General features: G+C 72.4%; 14 protein-coding genes and 1 pseudogene. 10 read left to right on the top strand and 5 right to left on the bottom strand.

Annotated features, from left to right (window positions below; genetic code table 11):
* Positions 1-88 precede the first annotated feature (88 nt).
* Both purB and mug read left to right on the top strand, forming a co-directional pair.
* Entirely contained in the window at positions 89-1,531 is a 1,443-nt protein-coding gene (gene purB / locus IE321_RS08385) for an adenylosuccinate lyase (RefSeq protein ID WP_190222340.1), read from the top strand.
* A 62-nt stretch (positions 1,532-1,593) separates the two neighbouring features.
* The gene (mug, locus tag IE321_RS08380; protein WP_190222339.1) at positions 1,594-2,100 is read left to right on the top strand and encodes a G/U mismatch-specific DNA glycosylase; all 507 of its coding nucleotides are present in this window, start codon (positions 1,594-1,596) and stop codon (positions 2,098-2,100) included.
* A 67-nt stretch (positions 2,101-2,167) separates the two neighbouring features.
* On the opposite strand, the gene IE321_RS41900 is transcribed toward mug, so the two are convergent.
* Both IE321_RS41900 and IE321_RS41895 read right to left on the bottom strand, forming a co-directional pair.
* On the bottom strand, positions 2,168-2,365 hold the full coding sequence (locus IE321_RS41900) for a hypothetical protein (protein WP_226651814.1): 198 nt from the start codon (positions 2,363-2,365) through the stop codon (positions 2,168-2,170).
* Complete coding sequence (locus IE321_RS41895) at positions 2,365-2,604, bottom strand: hypothetical protein (protein WP_226651812.1); 240 nt, start codon at positions 2,602-2,604, stop codon at positions 2,365-2,367. Before IE321_RS41895 ends, IE321_RS41900 begins: the two co-directional genes overlap by 1 nt.
* A 233-nt stretch (positions 2,605-2,837) precedes the next feature.
* On the opposite strand from IE321_RS41895, the gene IE321_RS08370 reads away from it, so the two are divergent.
* Positions 2,838-3,995, top strand: coding sequence for an ROK family transcriptional regulator (locus tag IE321_RS08370; protein WP_043223378.1), 1,158 nt, complete (start codon positions 2,838-2,840; stop codon positions 3,993-3,995).
* A gap of 241 nt (positions 3,996-4,236) precedes the next feature.
* On the opposite strand, the gene IE321_RS08365 is transcribed toward IE321_RS08370, so the two are convergent.
* Complete coding sequence (locus tag IE321_RS08365; RefSeq protein ID WP_190222338.1) at positions 4,237-4,977, bottom strand: GntR family transcriptional regulator; 741 nt, start codon at positions 4,975-4,977, stop codon at positions 4,237-4,239.
* A 377-nt stretch (positions 4,978-5,354) separates the two neighbouring features.
* Between IE321_RS08365 and IE321_RS08360 the strand changes: the two genes are divergently transcribed.
* Positions 5,355-6,191, top strand: coding sequence for an alpha/beta fold hydrolase (locus tag IE321_RS08360; protein ID WP_190222337.1), 837 nt, complete (start codon positions 5,355-5,357; stop codon positions 6,189-6,191).
* Positions 6,192-6,239: 48 nt separating this feature from the next.
* Here IE321_RS08360 and IE321_RS41890 read toward each other — a convergent pair.
* Positions 6,240-6,839: pseudogene (locus IE321_RS41890) on the bottom strand (EamA family transporter); the annotation flags it as partial.
* Between the two features lie 284 nt (positions 6,840-7,123).
* Between IE321_RS41890 and pdxR the strand changes: the two are divergent.
* The 5 genes from pdxR (at position 7,124) to IE321_RS08330 (ending at position 16,096) form a co-directional block, all read left to right on the top strand.
* Positions 7,124-8,593, top strand: coding sequence for a MocR-like pyridoxine biosynthesis transcription factor PdxR (gene pdxR / locus IE321_RS08350; protein ID WP_190222336.1), 1,470 nt, complete (start codon positions 7,124-7,126; stop codon positions 8,591-8,593).
* 153 nt (positions 8,594-8,746) lie between these two features.
* Positions 8,747-10,375, top strand: a complete 1,629-nt coding sequence (locus tag IE321_RS08345; protein ID WP_190222335.1) for an alkaline phosphatase D family protein — start codon at positions 8,747-8,749, stop codon at positions 10,373-10,375.
* Positions 10,376-10,460: 85 nt separating this feature from the next.
* Positions 10,461-11,822: an SWIM zinc finger family protein gene (locus IE321_RS08340; protein WP_190222334.1), complete on the top strand. Its 1,362-nt coding sequence runs from the start codon at positions 10,461-10,463 to the stop codon at positions 11,820-11,822.
* A 64-nt stretch (positions 11,823-11,886) separates the two neighbouring features.
* Positions 11,887-14,583 carry a DUF7824 domain-containing protein gene (locus IE321_RS08335; RefSeq protein WP_190222333.1) on the top strand — a complete coding sequence of 899 codons (2,697 nt, stop codon included), beginning with the start codon at positions 11,887-11,889 and terminating at the stop codon, positions 14,581-14,583.
* Between the two features lie 88 nt (positions 14,584-14,671).
* A complete protein-coding gene (locus IE321_RS08330; RefSeq protein ID WP_190222332.1) occupies positions 14,672-16,096 on the top strand; it encodes a GNAT family N-acetyltransferase in 1,425 nt (474 codons plus the stop codon).
* Here the strand turns inward: IE321_RS08330 and IE321_RS08325 are convergent.
* Complete coding sequence (locus IE321_RS08325) at positions 16,023-17,234, bottom strand: trans-sulfuration enzyme family protein (RefSeq protein ID WP_190222331.1); 1,212 nt, start codon at positions 17,232-17,234, stop codon at positions 16,023-16,025. The genes IE321_RS08330 and IE321_RS08325 overlap by 74 nt on opposite strands.
* 59 nt (positions 17,235-17,293) lie before the next feature.
* Here IE321_RS08325 and IE321_RS08320 point away from each other — a divergent pair, with 59 nt between their 5' ends.
* On the top strand, positions 17,294-17,791 hold the full coding sequence (locus IE321_RS08320) for an Lrp/AsnC family transcriptional regulator (RefSeq protein WP_043223366.1): 498 nt from the start codon (positions 17,294-17,296) through the stop codon (positions 17,789-17,791).
* Positions 17,792-17,819: the final 28 nt, after the last annotated feature.

The raw sequence follows: 17,819 nt of genomic DNA, 5'->3' as shown, positions 1-17,819 counted from the left end.
ACGTACGGCGCGTGAGCTGCGTCTCGTAGCAAGCTCCAGCCGGGACCACGGCGCTGGCCTGCAGAAATCACCAGTAAACTCTGGACACGTGACTGCTGCGACTGTGAAGCCCCGTATCCCCAACGTCCTGGCCGGCCGCTACGCCTCCGCGGAGCTCGCCGTCCTCTGGTCCCCCGAGCAGAAGGTGAAGCTGGAGCGCCAGCTGTGGCTCGCCGTGCTGCGTGCCCAGAAGGACCTCGGGATCGAGGTTCCGGACGCGGCGATCGCCGACTACGAGCGCGTCCTCGACCAGGTCGACCTCGGCTCCATCGCCGAGCGCGAGAAGGTAACCCGGCACGACGTGAAGGCGCGCATCGAGGAGTTCAACGCCCTCGCCGGCCATGAGCACGTGCACAAGGGCATGACCTCCCGCGACCTCACGGAGAATGTCGAGCAGCTCCAGATCCGCCTCTCCCTCGAGCTGGTCCGGGACCGTACGGTCGCCGTCCTGGCCCGCCTCGGCAAGCTGTCGGCCGAGTACGGCGAGCTGGTCATGGCTGGGCGCTCGCACAACGTCGCCGCGCAGGCCACCACGCTCGGCAAGCGCTTCGCAACCACCGCGGACGAGCTGCTCGTGGCGTACGCCCGCCTGGAGGACCTGCTCGGCCGCTACCCGCTGCGCGGCATCAAGGGCCCGGTCGGCACCGCCCAGGACATGCTCGACCTGCTCGGCGGCGACGCCGGGAAGCTCGCCGAGCTGGAGCAGCGGATCGCCGGCCACCTCGGCTTCGCGCACGCCTTCACCTCCGTCGGCCAGGTCTACCCGCGCTCGCTCGACTACGACGTCGTCACCGCGCTGGTGCAGCTCGCCGCCGGTCCGTCGTCGATCGCCAAGACGATCCGCCTGATGGCCGGCCACGAGCTGGTCACCGAGGGCTTCAAGCCCGGCCAGGTCGGCTCCTCCGCGATGCCGCACAAGATGAACACCCGCTCCTGCGAGCGCGTCAACGGCCTCATGGTCATCCTGCGCGGTTACGCCTCGATGACGGGCGAGCTGGCCGGCGACCAGTGGAACGAGGGCGACGTGTCCTGCTCCGTGGTCCGCCGCGTGGCCCTGCCGGACGCGTTCTTCGCGCTCGACGGCCTGCTGGAGACCTTCCTCACCGTGCTCGACGAGTTCGGCGCCTTCCCGGCCGTGGTCGCCCGCGAGCTCGACCGCTACCTGCCCTTCCTCGCCACCACCAAGGTCCTCATGGCCTCGGTCCGTGCCGGCGTGGGCCGCGAGCTCGCCCACGAGGCCATCAAGGAGAACGCGGTGGCCTCCGCCCTCGCCATGCGCGAGCAGGGCGTCGAGCGCAACGAGCTGCTCGACAAGCTCGCCGCCGACGACCGCATCCCGCTGGACCGCGCCCAGCTCGACGAGCTGATGGCGGACAAGCTGTCCTTCACCGGCGCCGCCGCGGACCAGGTCGCGACCGTGGTGTCCCGGATCGAGGAGCTCGCCAAGCAGCACCCGGAGGCCGCCGGCTACACCCCCGGGGCGATCCTCTGACCCGGACCCCCCGGTTCACCCGTGAGGAACTGGAGGCCGCCCGCGACCGCGTCGTCCCCGACGTGGCCGAGGGCGGCCTCGCCGTTCTCTTCTGCGGCATCAACCCGGGGCTGATGACCGCCGCCACCGGTCACCACTTCGCCCGCCCCGGCAACCGCTTCTGGCCGGTCCTGCACCTCTCCGGCTTCACCCCGCGCCTGCTCCGCCCCGACGAGCAGGACGAACTCCTCACGTACGGCCTCGGCATCACCAACGTCGCTGCCCGGCCGACCGCGCGCGCCGACGAACTGAGCCGCGAGGAGTACGTCGAGGGCGGCCGCGTCCTCACCGAGAAGGTCCTGCGGCTGGAGCCCCGCTGGCTCGCGGTCGTCGGCGTCACCGCGTACCGCACCGCCTTCGGCGAACCCAAGGCGGCGATCGGCCCGCAGGAGCGGACCATCGGCACGACACGGATCTGGGCCCTGCCCAACCCGAGCGGACTCAACGCCCACTGGACGGCGCAGACGATGGCGGAGGAGTACGCCCGCCTCCGGCAGGCCGCCGGCCTGCCGCCCGCGACGACAGGCTGACGGAGACCCTCCGTCCCGACCTTCGTTCACCGCCGCGGCCCGAACTCCCCGCGCCGGCGCTCCCTCCCTACGGCGGGTCCACCTCCGTGACGACGGCGAGGAGCCGGACCGGCGGCTCCTCGCCCCACCGCGCTACGCCCAGGCCGATCCATCTGGCGTCCACCCGCCACAGCATCAGGTCCGGTACGTGGCCGCACAGGCCGGACCACGGCTCCGGCAGTTCGTCCCCCGCCACGCCCCGGTCCAGCAGCGACCACAGGCTCATCAGGTCCGGCTCGCCCCAGCGCGCGGGAGCAGGGCGACCGGCCCGTACCGCTCCGCCTCGCACTGCTCCTCGGCCTCCTCGCGGCTGCTCCCGTCGCCCTCCGCGGACTCCTCGCCGGTGGCCAGCGCGGCGACATGGAAACCGCGCCCGCTGCCGAGGGGCCCGTACCGCTCCGACCGCGCCGGGAACTCCCTCGACCGCAGTAAGTCGAGGTCCGACAAGAGGCGTGCCGTGGTCATGCGTCCAGTAAACCGGCCGGCACTGACAGTTGGCGTCACGTCAGCCCGCCCCGACGCCGAGCGGGCCTCCCCGCGATCCGACGGGGAGCCGCGGCCCCGGCCCGGGTCGGCCCCGCCGCGGCCGGGGTCTCGGCGGGGACACGGCCCGGACACGGGCCGGGGGCGGCCCTCGCCGCTTCCGGAACCATTGAGTACCATCCGCCTGAGAGGGGCACGAGCTGGGAGGACACACGGTGGGGCGGCTGACCGGCGGGGATCCGTCTCTGCTGCGGCGGATCAATTCCGCCGTGGTACTCCATGCTCTGCGGGGCTCCGACGCGCGCACGCTGACGGACCTGACCCGGATCACGGGTCTGTCCCGGCCGACCGTCGAGGGCGTCGTCGAGGGACTCATCGAAGGCGGACTCGTCGTCGAGGCCGCGCCCGAGGAGGGCGAGGCGAGGCGCCAGGGCCGTCCGGCCCGGAGGTTCCGCTTCCGCGCCGAGGCCGGCCACCTCCTCGGCATCGAGATCGGCCCGCACCGCGTCGCCGCGCTCCTCTCCGGCCTGGACGGCCGGATCATCGGCGCCGGCGCGCGCGAGGTGTCAGAGACCGCGACCGAGGACGAGCGCCTGGACAAGGTGCGCGTGGTCGTCGCCGACGTGCTGCGCCGCGCCGGCGTGCCCCGGTCGAACCTGCGGGCGGTCGGCGTCGGCACCCCCGGCATCGTGGAGGCCGACGGCACGGTACGGCTCGGCACCGCGCTGCCCGGCTGGACGGGCCTGGCGCTCGGCGAGCGGCTGCGCCGCTCCTTCCGCTGCCCGGTGATCGTGGAGAACGACGCGAACGCCGCGGCCGTCGCGGAGCACTGGAAGGGCGCCGCGACCGACTCGGACGACATCGTCTTCGTCCTCGCCGGGCTGAGCCCGGGCGCGGGCTCGATGATCGGCGGCCGCCTGCACCGCGGTTACGGCGGCGCGGCGGGCGAGATCGGCGCCCTGCACCTCCTGGGTCGCGGCGTGACGCCGGAACACCTCCTGTCGACGACCGACGAACCGCTGCACCCGCTGGACGAGCAGGCGGTGGCGGAGGTCTTCGCGCTGGCGAAGAAGGGTGACGTACGGGCCGAGGCCGCCGTGGAGCGGTTCATCCAGCGCCTGGTGCACGACGTCGGCGCGCTCGTCCTGGCGCTCGATCCGGAGCTGGTGGTCGTCGGAGGCTGGGCGGCCGGCCTGGACGGCGTCCTGCAGCCGCTCCGCGAGGAACTGGCGCGTTTCTGCCTCCGCCCGCCGCGCGTCGTACTGTCGCTGCTCGGCGAGGCCGCCGTCGGAACGGGCGCGCTCCGCCTCGCCCTCGACCACGTCGAGGAGCAGCTGTTCGCGGTCGACGGCAGCGTGACGGCCCGGCGCTAGACCCGATGTGGACGCCGGCCCGGCGTCCACCGCCACCGGTCACCGTCCCCGTACCCCGCGACCGAACAGCACCACCCGGACACCACCGCAGATCCCCCACCGGTCGTCGTCCCTGAGCGCCGCCGCCGTACGACAGGCACGAGCGAAGGCCACGACACGACACGACGCCCCGGCCTCGAAAGGCCGGGGCGTCGTGGTGCCCACGGAGCGCCGGCCCTCGGGGCCGGGCGACGCGGTTCGTTCAGGAGGCCATCGCCAGGTCGACGGAGTCGCCGAAGGTGAGGCGGCAGGTGTCGGCGCGGTACGTCGCGACGGAGACGGCCGCGGTACGGCCCCCGGAGAGGTAGCGGGTCGTCACGACCAGCACCGGCGAGCCGGGCAGTCGGTCCAGCTCCTTGGCGTCGTCGGCGCGCGCGGAGCCCAGCTCGACCGAACGGTCCTGGCCGTCGAGGGCCAGGTGCTGGAGCTCGCGCAGCACGGCGCGGGCGCCGGTGGCACCGGCGGGGGCGTCGACGGCGACGAGCCCGGCGACCGAGGCCGCGGGCACGTAGAGGAGTTCGGCGGCGACGGCCTGGCCCTGGCCCAGGCGCACCCGACGCACGATGTGCACGTCCTCGCCTGCCGGGGTCTCCAGAAGCCGCGCGACGGCGGCGGGCGCCGCGCCGAGGACCGAGTCCTGAGCCTGCCAGGCGTCGTCACCGACACCGGGCCACGCCTGCTGCGTGGTCGAGACGTCGACGCCGACGCGCGGGGGCGCGACGGTGGTGCCGACACCGCGACGCCGCTGGAGGCGTCCTTCGAGTTCGAGCTGCTCCAGAGCCTGGCGGAGCGTGGCCCGGGCGACGCCGAAGCGGGCCGCGAGCTCGCGCTCGTTGGGCAGGATCTCGCCGACCGCGAAGTCGGAGTCGAGAGCCTCGCCGATCACCGTCTTGAGGTGCTGGTACTTCGGTTCCTGGACCGATTCCAGCTGCGTGGTCCCCACCCTGTCCTCCGCATTTCGCCGTGTCCCGCGGCGTTTCCGCGCCCTTGTTTATTAAAGGTTCCTGCACTAACTCTGCGACCATAAGGCGAGCCACCACCTTGGTCAAGACCAATCCTCCGCCGAACGTCCGGAAATGTGACCCTCTGACCTTGATCGTTCACAGGACGTTCGCACCTCCGTGAGACGCGCGAAGCCCGAAGCCCCGCCTGCCGGTCCGGCGGGCGGGGCTTCGGGCACGTGAGAGGCGCGGGGGACGTGCGGGGAGGAGAGGGGCGCGAATCCGACGACATCACTTTGCGCAGAGCTCTTGAACTCCTGGCTACCGAACAGTAATTCTTGCTGACAGGACGTCTAAGAGGATGTACGAGGGAGCCTCCATGCCGGCACGGATCGCGTTCGAGTTCGAGACCCCGCAAGGTCGCCGCACCACGTCCCTGACGTACGAGCGCCGCGGAACGGGCGAGCCGCTGCTCCTGCTCCACGGCATCGGGCACCACTGGCAGGCATGGGAGCCGGTCCTCGACGTCCTCGCCGCCGAACGCGACGTCATCGCCGTCGACCTGCCGGGCTTCGGCGCCTCCGAGGGCCTCCCGCCCGGCTCGGCCTACGACCTGGCGACCGTCACGCCCGTGCTCTCCGCCTTCTGCGCGGCCCTCGGTGCCGAGCGGCCGCACGTGGCGGGCAACTCCCTCGGCGGACTGCTCGCCCTCCAGCTGGGCCGCGAGAAGGCCGTCCGCTCGGTGACGGCGCTCTCCCCCGCCGGGTTCTGGTCCGAGAGCGAGCGTCGGTACGCCTTCGGAACCCTGCGGGCGATGCGCGGCGCGGCCCTGTCCCTGCCCGTGCCCCTCATCGAACGGCTCTCCCGTACCCCGGCCGGACGCACCGCGCTCACCAGCACCATCTACGCCCGGCCCGGCCGCCGCTCACCCGAGGCGGTCCTCGCCGAGACGCTCGCGCTGCGCGAGGCCACCGGCTTCCACCAGACGCTCGACGCCGGCCGCACCGTCCTCTTCCACGACGACGTCCCCTCCCTCCCGGTCACCGTCGCCTGGGGCACCCGGGACCGACTGCTGCTGCGCCGACAGGGCGTCCGCGCCAAGCGGACCATCCCCGGAGCGCGCCTGGTACGGCTGCCCGGCTGCGGCCACGTTCCGATGAACGACGACCCCGCGCTCGTCGCCCGCGTGATCCTCGACGGCAGCGCCTCCGGCTGATCCCGCCGTCTTCCGTCCGGTCAGCAGACCGGTACCGAGTGCGGCCCCGGCCCCGACGAGAAGCCCGCCGGCCGCCTGGGGCAGCCCCAGGGTCGCCTGGCCGACCACGGCCGCGCTCAGCGCGGCCGCCACGGGAATGGCACCCGTGAAGAGCGTGGCGCGCTCCATGCCGATGCGCTGGACCCCCATGTAGAAGAGGACGAACCCGACGACGGTCGCAAGCACCGCCTGCCACAGCAGGGCGCCTGCCTCCACCGCGGTCGGCATCCGCACGAACGCGGAACCGTCCACCACCAGCCCGATCAACGTCGCCTCCACGGCCCCGACACCGCACACGGCGACCGTGAGCAGGCGCGGTCCGAGCGGACGCAGCACGGGCACCGCGAGCACGGTGAACCCGACCTCGCCCGCCAGCGCCGCGACCGACCAGCCGAGCCCCGCCAGGTCGGTACGCCCCCACCCCTGCACGGTGAAGGCACCGGCGGCAACGAGCAGGGCCCCGTACAGCACCGGCGGCGTGGGGCGCCTGCCTTCGAGCAGCGGCACCAGGACGGCCACCACGATCGGGGCGCATCCGACGACGACTCCGGGAACAGCGGGCTCTGCGGTCCGCTCGGCGGCGAGGACGGCAAGGTTGAACCCGACCATGCCGACGCCGGCCAGCACTGCGATCCGCACCCATGCGCCGACGCCGAGCAGCCGCAGCGGAGCGAGCCCGCCCCGGCCGAGGAGCGGGAGGAGAAGCAGACAGGCGGCACCGTAGCGCAGGGCCTGCCCGCCGGCGTACGGATAGTCGCCGAGCAGTCCGTTGGCGGTGAAGGAGGCCCCGACGAGGGCGTACGCGAGGGTCACGATCAGGACCCCGCGCAGGGCGTTGGCGTTCATGGTCCTCACGCTAGGAAGCCGGGCGGCCCGCATTAAGGTCCACTTCCATGACGCCATCGGGGACCACTTCGACCACGGCGGCCGAGCCGACCAACCGGACCTCGGGCGCGCAACCCGCCTGGGAGGTGCTTCTTCCGGCGGCCGCCGCACCCGCCCGCCGACGGGGGCGCGCCCTCCAGGAGGCACTGCGCGAGGCGGTCCGCGCCGGAAGGCTCGCGTCGGGCACCCGCCTGCCGTCCAGCCGCGCGCTCGCCCAGGACCTGGGGGTCTCCCGCGGCCTGGTCACAGAGGCGTACGAACAACTGGTGGCGGAGGGCTACCTGCGCAGCGACCGTGGCTCGGGCACCTGGGTCGGCGGCGCGGTACGTACGGGACGGGCGGCGACACCCTCCGTTCCGCACGCCCCGTCGGCGCCCGGCTCCGGCACGGTCGCCGACTTCCGGCCCGGCACACCCGACCTGTCCCTCTTCCCGCGCGCGGCCTGGGCGGCGGCGCAACGGACCGTGCTCGCCGAACTGCCCCACAGCGCACTCGGCTACCCGGATCCCCGAGGCCTTCCCGCGCTGCGTTCCGCACTCGCGGCGATGCTGAGTCGGCGGCGGGGCGTCGTGGCCGACCCCGACCGACTGGTCGTGTGCTCGGGGGTGGCGCAGGCGGCGACACTGCTCGGATCCGTACTCCGCGCACGGGGCCACCGCGACGTGGGCGTGGAGGACCCCGGGAGCCCGGAGCACGGCCGGCTCTTCGCGGCGACCGGGCTGGACACGCTGTGGCTGCCGCTCGACGACGAGGGCCTGCGTCCGGAGCCCCTCACCCGTTCAGGTACGCGGGCGGTGGTGGTGACGCCGTCGCATCAGTTCCCCTCCGGGATCGCGTGGTCGGCGGAGCGACGCGGGATGCTCCTGGAATGGGCCCGGTCGGTAGACGGATACGTGTGCGAGGACGACTACGACGGCGACTTCCGCTACGACCGTGCGCCGGTGGGGGCACTCCAGGGACTGGACCCCGAGCGGGTCGTGTACACGGGATCGGTGAGCAAATCGCTGGCTCCGGGGCTCCGACTCGGCTGGATGGTAGTGCCCGAGTCGCTGGTCGAGGAGGTCGTCGAACGGAAGCGGACCATGGACCTCGGGCATCCGGCACTCGATCAGGCGGCCTTGGCCCACCTGGTGACGAGCGGGGGCTACGACCGGCAGCTGCGCCGCTGCCAGCGTGCGTACCGCGAGCGGCGCGACGCCCTGCTCGCCGCTCTGGACGAGCACTTCCCCGGGACGACGGTGACCGGAATCGCGGCCGGGCTGCACGTGATCGCGTGTCTTCCGGCCCGGTACGGGCCGACACGTCGGTTCCTGGGGGCGGCGGCGAGCGTCGGCGTGGCCCTGCGCGCGCTGGAGGAGTACGGGACGGCGCGGCCCACTGACGGGGCCGTACGCCTCGTCGTCGGGTACGCACATCTGACGCCGACGACGATCGCCGCGGGAATGCGGCACGTGGCGGAGGCACTCGCCGGACGGTGAATCGCTCGGGGTGATCTGTTCACGCGGGGTTCGCGCGGGCGCTGCTCGCGGCGGTTAGGCAGGGTCCCGGACCGAACTCTCCTACCGGAAAACGACCTTGACGCCACAGTCCTGGCGCCGCGTCGACCACCGATCCGCTCCCGGAGGCCCCGTATGACCACGCACCCGCCCGGTTCCGTCCCGGCCGCCCCTTCCGCTCCGTCCCTTTCGACGCCCGCACGCCGCAGCGTGCTGCGTGGCTCGCTCGCCGTGTCCACGGGCCTCGCCCTGGGCGGCGCGGGCCTGGCGGCACCGGCGTTCGCTCTCTCCGGGCGTCCGGAGGGACGGTGGGGCGTGCAGACGGGGGACGTGACGGCCCACGCGGGACTGGTGTGGGTCCGGTCGGACCGGCCCGCGCGGATGATCGTCGAGACGTCGGCGACGGAGTCGTTCCGACGGGTCCGCCGGCACCACGGTCCCCTGCTGGGGGCGGATACGGACTTCACGGGAACGACGCTCCTGCGCGGGCTGCCCTCCGGCGAGCAGATCCACTACCGGGTGGTCCTCGCCGACCCCGACGATCCGCGCCGCACGAGCGAGCCGCTCCTCGGCACGTTCCGCACGGCTCCGGAACGGCGCCGCGACGGCATACGCTTCCTCTGGTCCGGCGACATCGCCGGACAGGGGTGGGGCATCAACCCGGACATCGGCGGATTCCGCGCCTTTGAGGCCATGCGCCGTCTCGACCCCGACTTCTTCCTGTGCAGTGGCGACACCGTGTACGCCGACGGACCGCTGCAGCCGTCGGTGACGCTCCCCGACGGTCGCATCTGGCGCAATGTGGTGACGCCGGAGAAGGCGAAGGTGGCCGAGACGCTCGACGAGTACCGCGGCAACTTCCGTTACAACCTGCTCGACCACAACGTCCGCGCGTTCAACGCCCAGGTGCCGACGGTGACCCAGTGGGACGATCACGAGGTGCGCAACAACTGGTACCCGGGGCAGATCCTCGACGACGCGCGCTATGCCGAGAAGGATGTGGACGTGCTCGCCGCGCGGGCGTCACGCGCCTTCTCCGAGTACTTCCCGGTCTCCACTCTGCGGGCCGGAACAGGGGGCGCGGCCGGTGCCGAGGGCCGGATGCACCGGGTGGTGCGGTACGGGCCGCTGCTCGACGTGTTCGTGCTCGACATGCGTTCGTACCGCAACGCGAACTCGCCCGGCCGGCAGGCAGACGACACCACGGGCATTCTCGGAGCGGAACAGCTCGACTGGCTGAAGAGGGAGCTGGTGCGCTCACGGGCGGTGTGGAAGGTGCTGGCCGCGGACATGCCCATCGGGCTCGTCGTCCCCGACGGCGCCACCGCCTTCGAGGCCATAGCGCAGGGTGATCCCGGAGCGCCGCTCGGGCGGGAACTGCAGATCGCCGAGCTGCTGCGGTTCATCAAGCACCGCCGGGTGACCGGCACGGTGTGGCTGACCGCGGACGTCCACTACACCTCCGCGCAGCACTACGCGCCGGAGCGGGCCGCTTTCCAGGACTTCGCGCCCTTCTGGGAGTTCGTGTCGGGGCCGCTGGCCGCGGGAGGGTTCCCGGCCAACAAGCTGGACGGGACGTTCGGCCCGGAGCGCGTGTTCGTGCGCGCGCCCGAGCGGGCCAACGTGTCGCCGATGGAGAGTCCGCAGTACTTCGGCGAGGTGGACATCGACGGCGGGAGTGGGGATCTGACGGTGCGTCTGCGTGGGGACGACGACTCCGTGCTGTTCACGAAGACGCTGCGGCCGGGGCTGGTAGGACAGTAACGCGCATATCGGACCGCAGGAGTTATCCACAGGCCGGCCTGTGGATACGAAGCGGATGTCAGTGGGGGGCTCTACGGTCGTTTCCATGACGCGATCCGTACAGGCGCTCGCCTACGCACGCCCTTCTTCCCTTGAGTCCACGGCCTCCGGCCGCCTCCTCGGTCTGGAGACGGCCGGAGGCCTGACCCCTCGCGGAGCCGAGGCCCATCCCCGGTTCTTCGCCGGCTTCCTGGCCGCTCCTCAGATCGCCGCGCGCGGTCTGCTGGCGGTGGCGGACGTGGCGGCGGCGCGCTACCACCAACGGACGAGACCAGGATCGCTGGATCCCGTCGTGACGGGGAACGGGGACCGGCTGCGATTCGAGTCCTTCTCCGGCTGCGGCGGGGTGTACGCGCGGCTCGATGTGCTCGACGAGGGCCTGGGAGGCGCGGAGACGGGCCATGGCACCACCAACGTGGATGTCAACGACCCCTTGCGGGAAGCGCTTTCGCGGATGAGCGGTACCGATCCCATGTACCTGCGGGTGGGTCCCGAGGAGATGGCCGTCACCACCCTCGGCGGATCGGTGGTGGAGAAGAAGGTCCCGCTGCCGGACCGGTGGTTGCGCGGTTTCGCGGAGGCGCAGGTCGCCTCGGCCCGGTTCGACCTGCGGGCCGAACTCACCGGGGCCGAGGCCGTCCGGTTCCTGCGGGGGCTGCCTCGTTCGCAGAGCCGCGGTCGCGCGCCGTTGTGGGTGGTCCAGGCCGGCCGCACACTGCGCCCGACGACGCGCCCGGGACCGGGGGCCGTGTGCCTGCCCGGGCCGGACCGGCTGATGGCGCTCGAGCGGGTGCTGCGATTCGCCACGGGGCTGCGCGTGTACGGGCCGGTACCCGATGGTCTGGCCTCGGCCAGTGCCTGGGAGATGACCTTGCCGGGTATGCGGCTGACGCTGACCCTGTCGCCGGATCCCTCCCGTGGGTTCTCGGGGGAAGGCGGGGTGCTGGAAGCCCTCGCGACGGACGACGCGGCTGCGGATGCCGAGCTGATCGCCGTGCTGCTGGCCTGGGAGCCGAGAATCGATCCGGCGGATCTCGCCGAGCAGTCCGGCCTCACGGCCGATCGGGTCCGTGCGGCCTTGACCCGGTTGGGCACCGCGGGACGGGTGGGCTACGACGTCGCGGATGCCGCGTACTTCCATCGCGAGCTCCCCTACGACGCCGACCGGGCCGAGCGGCACAACCCACGCCTCGTCGCCGCCCGCCGACTGGTCGCGGAGGACGCGGTGAGCGTCGACGGAGACGGCGTGACCGTGGTCTCGGGCGAGCGGCGCTACCGGGTGCGGGAGTCGGACGCTGCGCTGAGCTGCACGTGTACGTGGTGGGCGGAGCACCGCGGCCGGCGGGGACCTTGCAAGCACGCCTTGGCGGTACGGATGGTCCGCCGCGGCTCGGCAGCGGCGGCATGACGGTGGGGACGGACGCACGGTCGGCACTGGCCGGCGGCGAATCGAGCAACCGATGGGGGCGGAAATGAAGACTGCGGTACGGGGCGGGGCCGGCGACGGCAAGGGGGTCGGCGCCTTGATGACAGCCGTGCGCGCCGGTCGCGCGAACGCGGTTCCCACGCTCCTGGAACTCTTGGACGCGGCCGCACGCGCGGAGGCGTTGACGCAGCTCAAGGCGTTGCGTATCGAGGTGCGTTCCTGGGACTGGAACCGCTGGGAAGAAACCGCGCGGGTGCGGCGGGCCCTGTACGTGGCGGGGGCCGGTTGCCACACGGGCGCCGCCGCGGCGGCCGACTGGCTCGGTGGCCGTGATCTCCTCGGTTGGCGCACCGAGGACGGCGTCCTGGCCCTGCGGGTACTCGCCGACCGCACGGCGGAATGGCGGGCCGACGTGGCCCAGCGGCTGGCGGCCAAGCCGGCGGTCGCGGAGAGCAGCTACGGACTCATCCGCGCGCTCGTGGAGACCTCGGGGGCCGCGGTGCCGGCGACGGACGGATACGTACTCGGCTGGACGCGGGCTGTCACGGACGACAAGCTGTTGGAGCGGCTGAGGACGGATCCGCAGACGCGGGTGCTGATCGCGCACGCCCTCTCGATGCAGGAGACACCGGACCAGCTGACCTGGTCCGGGACGGATGGCTCGTCTACCCACTGGCCCACGGCGGTGGCGACTCTCACCCGGGAGGGGGTGCTGGACCGCGCGGAGGTCGTCGACCTGTGCGTCTCACGGCTGCTGCGCGGCGGACGCCTCCGTGACCTTCGCTTCCCCATGGCGCTGCTCCAGTTGGTACCGCCCGATGCGGAAGAACGCCGGGACCGGGTCGCCGACTGGATCGGCATGACCGCTGACGCGATCTCCTCGGTCGCCGGGTACGCGCAGAAGACGCTCTCGGGGCTGGCGCTGGAGGGCGCGTTGCCCGGCGGAGCCTTCGCGGAGATGACGGCCGGTGTTCTGTTCCGCACCGAGAAGAAGCTCCTGCGGACCCAGCTGTCCCTGGTGAACAAGGTGCTCGCCAAGAACCCGGCACTCGCCGCCGAGGTTCTCCCGGTGGTGGCGGACGCTTTCGGGCACGAGGACTCGGAGGTCCAGGAGCGGGCGCTGCAGGTCGTGGCCCGTCATCTGAAGGACGTCGACGAGCAGACGTGCCGGGAGTTGGCCGAGGCCGCGGAACTCCTCGGACCCGCGCATCGGGCCGCCGCAGAGGTGGTCTTCGGGGACCGCCTCGGGGAACCCGAGCGCCTTCCGTACGAGGAGATCCTGCCTCCCGTACCGGAACCGCAGTTCCTGCCCGGGCCCGAGGGCACCGTGGAGGAGCTTGTGGAGGACCTGCTGGTCCAGCGGCGGTCCGACAGCGCGATGGAGTACGAGCGATCCCTCGACGGTCTGGTGCGGCACGCGCACCACGACCGGGAAGCGTTGGCTTCCCAGCTGCGGGAAGCGTTCGCCGACGCGTACTGGCAGAACGCGAACGGAATCGCTCTCCACCGCGATTACGACCACTTCCAGCACGGTCCGCGCGGCCTGGACGCGGTCCTCGCCTCCGTCCTGGGAAAGGTGAGGCCGGAACGGATCGAAGCGGGGCGCAACCAGCCCGTTCCGATGACGGCCTGTGTCCACGGGGCGATGGAGGCATCCCACGAGATCCGGATCTGGGAGGTCGCGCACCTGATCGGTGGGGGAACGCTGCCCCTGCTCCTCTCGACTCCGACCCGGCACACCGGCGGGATCGATCCGCTGGAGCTGGTCCGGCGGCTCCGGGAGTACGCGGACGCGGGGCTCGAGCCGGCACCGGTGGATCTGGGCCACGCGCTCCTGCGCGTACGCCGGGAGGATCCGTCCGCGGGCAAGGCCGCGGAGGAGGCGGAGGTCCTGGGCACCGCCGCCGGAGCTCGGCTCGCCGTGTGGCTGCGGTCGGAGAACCCGTTGGCGGCGACCGTACGGTTCCATCCGCGCAAGGAGAAGGGATCGGGTCGCTGGTGGCTCGTGGACCGCATCCTCGTCGAGACGGCGAAGCGACCGGAGTTCCGGAAGGAGTTCCCGAGGTCTTTCCATTGGCTCGCCGGCGGTCTGCTTCCCAATGCGCGCCGCTGCTACCACTGGGAGCAGGTACCCGAGCGCTGGGCCACGCTGCTCCCCGCCGACCGTGAACTGCTTGCGGCGTGCCTGCTCTCCTCGATGGCGAGCGCGGTGGACGGCGATTCGACCCGGGACGTGACGGGCCCCCTGACCCTGCTCGCCGAAGGCGAGGGCCAGGTGGGCAGGGCGGTCGCCCTGGTGCTGGCCTTCGGGCTCGGCTGCCGGGACGCGGAGGACCGACTGCGGGCCGTGGACGCGCTGCTGGTCCTGGCAGCTCGGGGGGAACTCGACGCCCGTCAGGTGGGCAGGGATCTCGCCTGGCTCCTCGCCGAGCGGTCGATGAAGCCGAACCGCCTCGCGGACGCCGCTCGGACCGCGGCCGCGACAGGCGCCTACAGGACCGTGTGGACGATGCTCTCGGAGGCACTGCCCCCGCTCCTCGACGCCGAGCAGCCCATGCGCGGCCTGGGCGAACTCCTGGCCATCGCGGCGGACTGCGTGGAACGGTGCGGGGCGACGGGCAAGCTGGCAGGGCTCGAACGACACGCGTCGGCCCGGGGCGCGTCTCAGCTGGTCACCCAGGCGCGGAGGCTACGGAACGCACTCGGCCAGGGGACCGATCACGGCACGCCAGAAACAACCTGAATCAGTCACAAATCCTCCAGATCGCCACTTAACCCGCCAGTCACAAAGCGTTCGTGATCACGCAACACCTCTCGGTCACAGTGAAGCCATGACCGATGTGACGTCCTCCAAGAGCGCCCGCCACCCGCACCACTGGCGGCACGACCTGATCGAGCTCGCAGCCCTGTTCACCGCCGTGGTGGTGGCCGACACGATCGCCAAGACCATCGTGAAGGGACCCGACGGCCCCTACCTCCTGGTGTTCTCGGCGATCGCGCTGATCGCCACCGCCGGCTTCCACACATGGTGGGCACGGAGGCACAGCCATGCTCCACCCACCACCACAACAGGCGCCTCCTCGGCTGCACCGACCACCCACGAAGGGGCGGTACCGGACGCCGCGCCCGACCCGGACCGTGCACCTGTGTCCACCGAGACGGCGTTGTGGCGGATGAGGACCACCGTCGACGACACCCCGGGCAGCCTGGCCGCCCTGTGCACGGTGCTGGGCCGGCTCGGCGTCGACATCCTCACCCTCCAGACCCACCCGCTGACGGAGGGCACGGTGGACGAGTTCCTGCTGCGCGCCCCGGCCGACCTCGCCGCAGGTGACCTCGCGCGGGAGATCGGAGCCGCCGGCGGACGCGACACCTGGACCGAACGGGCCGACGCCCACGACCTCGTGGACACCCCCACCCGGGTGCTCGGCCTCGCCACCCGTACGGCACTCGACGCCGCCGAACTGCCCCTCGCGCTGCGTCAGCTCCTCGGCCGGTGCACCCTCCATTCCGTTCCGGCCTTCTCGCTCACCGGTCGCCCGACCGGCGAGCAGGCACCGGTCGAGGGTGTACTCGAAGAGACCGTGATGAAGCTGCGCGACCCGAGCGGGGGCACCCTGCTGATCGAACGGCCCTACCTCCCGTTCACGCCGACCGAGTTCGCCCGGGCACGCGCGCTGGTCGAACTGGACGCGCGGCTCGGACCACGCGTCCCGCACAGTCAGGACGTCCTCACCCTCCCCGAGGGCAACGAGATCACCGTCCGCCGCGCCGACCAGCGCGACCTGCCCGCCGCTCGTGCCATGCACGACCGTTGCTCGTCGCGCACGCTGAGCCTGCGCTACCACGGGCCGGTGGGCGACGCGGACCGGTACCTCGACCATCTGCTGAGCCCGCGGTTCGGCCGTACGCTCGCCGTTCAGACCGCGTCCGGGCGGCTCGTCGCCCTCGGCCACTTGCTGTGGGACGGCGACGAGACCGAGGTGGCGCTGCTGGTCGAGGACGACTGGCAGCGCCGCGGCATCGGCTCCGAGCTCCTCAGCCGGCTCGTGGCGATGGCCGAGGAGGCCGGATGCGAGAGCGTCTACGCCGTGACCCAGGCGTCCAACACCGGCATGGTCGCGGCGATGCGAGCGCTCAACCTGCCCCTCGACTACCAGATCGAGGAGGGCACGCTGGTGATCACCGCTCGGCTGGAGTCGGCACCGCTACGGAGTGAGCGCCCGCACCAGCAGGCTCGGCAGAGCGAGCGCTGAGCGCCTGGGTCAGGTCGCGCCACAGGTCCTCGACATCCTCCAGGCCGACCGACATCCGCAGCAGCCGGTCGCTGACGCCGGCTGCTCGTCGGTCGCCCTCGTGCACGATGCGGTGACTGATCGAGGCAGGGTGCTGGATCAGCGTGTCCACGCTGCCGAGGCTGACCGCCGGGGTGATGAGCCGGACCCCGGCGATCACCTCGTGCGGGTCCCCGTACACCTCGAACGAGATCATCGCCCCGCCGATGACCGGGTAGTGGACGCGGGCGATCCGCGGGTCGGTGGCCAGGCGGCGCACCAGTTCCGCCGCGGTCGCCGAGGCAGCCTTCACCCGGACGGGCAGCGTGGAGAGGCCGCGGAGCAGCAGGTAGCCGGCGAGCGGGTGGAGCACGCCGCCGGTGGCGAAGCGGACGCGGCGGAGTTCGCGGGCGAACTCCTCGTCGCAGGCGACGATGCCGCCCATGACGTCACCGTGTCCGCCCAGGTACTTGGTCGCGCTGTGCAGGACGATGCGCGCACCGAGGCCGACCGGGCGCTGGAGGACCGGAGTGGCGAAGGTGTTGTCGACGAGGAGCGGGACCGTGCCGCAGGCGTGGGCGACGGCGCGGATGTCGACCTCGGCCAGCGTGGGGTTGGCCGGGGACTCCACCATCACGAGACCCGTGTCCGGGCGGATCGCGTCGGCGACGCCCGCAGGGTCGGTCCAGGTCACCTCGGTGCCGAGCAGTCCGGCGTCCAGGAGGTGGTCGCTGCAGCCGTACAGCGGGCGGACCGCCACGACGTGACGCAGGCCCTGGGCGGCGCGGGCCAGCAGGACCGCGGTCAGGGCGGCCATGCCGCTCGCGAAGGCCACGGCGGCCTCGGCGCCCTCCAGGCGGGCCAGGGCCTCCTCGAAGCGGGCCACGGTCGGGTTGTCGAGCCGGGCGTAGACCGGCGGCCCGTCGAGGCGGGCGCCGGTGGCGGCGAACTCGTCGATGCGGGCGGCCTCCGCCCGCGCGTCGTACGAGGGGTAGGTGGTGGACAGGTCGAGCGGCGGGGCGTGCAGCCCGAGCGCGGCGAGGTCTTCCCGGCCGGCGTGCACGGCTTCGGTGGCGAGCGCCTTCGGGGTGGCCGAAGGGGCGTGATCCATGGCGTCCATGGCCGCACTGTGAACGGATACCGGGAAGTAGCGACGAACATCCGTGCTACGTTCGACCGATGGCCGATTCTGTCGTACTGGACACGGTCGATCTGCACATTCTCCGCCTCCTGCAGAACGACGCCCGGACCACCTACCGGGAACTCGCCGCCGAGGTCGGCGTCGCGCCCTCCACCTGCCTGGACCGAGTGGCCCGGCTCCGACGCACCGGAGTCGTCCTCGGACACCAGCTACGACTGGATCCGGCCAAACTCGGTCGTGGTCTGGAGGCGCTGCTGCTCGTCCAGGTCCGGCCCCACCGGCGGGAACTGATCGGTCCGTTCGTCGACCGGATCCGGGCTCTGCCCGAGTCCCGCGCGCTGTTCCACCTCACCGGCCCCGACGACTACCTGGTGCACGTGGCCGTCGCGGACCCTGCCGACCTGCAACGACTCGTGCTCGACGAGTTCACCTCGCAGCGTGAGGTGGCGCGGGTCGAGACCCGGCTGATCTTCCAGCAGTGGGACTGCGGCCCTCTGATGCCGCCCGGCGCGGGACCGTCCATGTCAGCCGTGTAAGTCGGGTCGAGGGTGACGGGAGGCCGAC

This window comes from Streptomyces hydrogenans (assembly GCF_014656075.1).
Classification (GTDB): Bacteria; Actinomycetota; Actinomycetes; order Streptomycetales; family Streptomycetaceae; genus Streptomyces; species Streptomyces hydrogenans.
The sequence above is the reverse complement of the archived record's forward strand: the minus strand, read 5'-3'. Positions and strand labels throughout refer to the sequence as shown.

Bases quoted from the DNA above. Each gene is read 5' to 3' on its own strand.
- IE321_RS41900 (WP_226651814.1), bottom strand. From the start codon at position 2,365: ATGAGCCTGTGGTCGCTGCTGGACCGGGGCGTGGCGGGGGACGAACTG.
- IE321_RS41895 (WP_226651812.1), bottom strand. From the start codon at position 2,604: ATGACCACGGCACGCCTCTTGTCGGACCTCGACTTACTGCGGTCGAGG.
- IE321_RS08360 (WP_190222337.1), top strand. From the start codon at position 5,355: ATGCCGGCACGGATCGCGTTCGAGTTCGAGACCCCGCAAGGTCGCCGC.
- pdxR (WP_190222336.1), top strand. From the start codon at position 7,124: ATGACGCCATCGGGGACCACTTCGACCACGGCGGCCGAGCCGACCAAC.
- IE321_RS08345 (WP_190222335.1), top strand. From the start codon at position 8,747: ATGACCACGCACCCGCCCGGTTCCGTCCCGGCCGCCCCTTCCGCTCCG.
- IE321_RS08340 (WP_190222334.1), top strand. From the start codon at position 10,461: ATGACGCGATCCGTACAGGCGCTCGCCTACGCACGCCCTTCTTCCCTT.
- IE321_RS08335 (WP_190222333.1), top strand. From the start codon at position 11,887: ATGAAGACTGCGGTACGGGGCGGGGCCGGCGACGGCAAGGGGGTCGGC.
- IE321_RS08330 (WP_190222332.1), top strand. From the start codon at position 14,672: ATGACCGATGTGACGTCCTCCAAGAGCGCCCGCCACCCGCACCACTGG.
- IE321_RS08325 (WP_190222331.1), bottom strand. From the start codon at position 17,234: ATGGACGCCATGGATCACGCCCCTTCGGCCACCCCGAAGGCGCTCGCC.
- IE321_RS08320 (WP_043223366.1), top strand. From the start codon at position 17,294: ATGGCCGATTCTGTCGTACTGGACACGGTCGATCTGCACATTCTCCGC.